Genomic DNA, 1,405 nt, shown 5'->3' on the forward strand with positions numbered 1-1,405 from the left:
TCCGACGGGTGGCAACATCCGACGGGTGGCAACATCCGACGGGTGGCAACATCCGACGGGTGGCAACATCCGACGGGTGGCAACATCCGACGGGGGATAAATCCCCCGTCTAATAGCTAAAGTCGGTTAAAAACCGACTAAAAACCCCACAGAATAAGACAAGACTTTTAGTCGTCTTTAGACGACTTTAGCTATTAGGCGGGGGATTTATCCCCCGCCGGGTGTTGCAATTCCCCATCTTCTCCATCAACTCAGGACATAAGACATAAGACAAACCACAAATGACAAATCTCAACTCTGGGGAAGAAACCCAATCGCGGAAGGCGGAACATATTCGTGTTTGCCTGGAAGATGATGTGCAATTTCGGGTGAATGGGACGGGTTTGGACCGTTATCGGTTCACTCACTGTTGTTTGCCGGAACTGGATTGGCAGGATATTGATTTGACAACGCGGTTTCTGGGAAAATCCCTCGGTGCTCCGGTGTTGATATCTTCGATGACAGGAGGAACTGAGGAGGCGAAGCGGATTAATTCTCGCTTGGCGGTGGTGGCGGAAGAATTTCAGTTGGCGATGGGGGTGGGTTCCCAGCGGGTGGCGGTGGAAAAACCGGAGGTGGGAGATACGTTTGCGGTGCGATCGCTGGCACCGAATATCCTGTTATTTGCTAATTTAGGGGCGGTACAGTTGAACTATGGGTATGGGGTGGATGAATGTCGCAAGGCAGTCGATTTGCTGGAAGCGGATGCGTTGATTCTGCACCTCAATCCGTTGCAAGAAGCGGTTCAATCCCGAGGGGATAAAAATTTCCGAGGATTGCTTGACAAAATTCATGAGTTATGCAATATATTACCTGTGCCGGTGATTGCCAAAGAGGTAGGCAATGGGATTTCGGCGAAGATGGCCCAGAAGTTGATTGAGGCAGGGGTGGGGGCAGTTGATGTGGCCGGTGCCGGGGGGACTTCTTGGGCGAAGGTGGAAGGGGAACGGGCGAAGGATGCTCGACAGCGCCGATTAGGGACAACGTTTGCGGAGTGGGGTTTACCGACGGCAGACTGTATCACCACGATTCGAGCGCTCGCCCCGTCTATTCCCTTAATTGCCTCGGGGGGATTACGCAATGGGTTGGATGTGACAAAGGCGATCGCCCTCGGTGCGGACCTCGCCGGTTTAGCATGGCCCTTTTTGCAAGCAGCAGCAGAATCCGAGGCGGCAATTGAGACCCTGGTGGAACATTTACGGGCCGAAATTTCTACAGTTCTGTTCTGTACCGGCAATGCCACCCTCACCGAACTCCGAGAGTCTGAGGCCCTTCAACCCCAGTGGCAACACCCGGTGGGTGTTGCCACGCGGCGGGGGATAAATCCCCCGCCTAACAGCTAAAGTCGTCTAAAGACGACTGAAAG

General features: G+C 53.6%; 1 protein-coding gene. It reads left to right on the forward strand.

Translation table 11 applies throughout. The features are described 5' to 3' along the window. Positions 1 to 281: 281 nt before the first annotated feature. Complete coding sequence (fni, locus tag NG795_RS02130; protein ID WP_367287013.1) at positions 282 to 1,382, forward strand: type 2 isopentenyl-diphosphate Delta-isomerase; 1,101 nt, start codon at positions 282 to 284, stop codon at positions 1,380 to 1,382. Positions 1,383 to 1,405 lie beyond the last annotated feature (23 nt).

It is taken from the genome of Laspinema palackyanum D2c (assembly GCF_025370875.1).
GTDB lineage: Bacteria > Cyanobacteriota > Cyanobacteriia > Cyanobacteriales > Laspinemataceae > Laspinema > Laspinema palackyanum.

Coding starts and splice junctions, on each gene's coding strand:
- fni (WP_367287013.1), top strand. CDS start 282: ATGACAAATCTCAACTCTGGGGAAGAAACCCAATCGCGGAAGGCGGAA.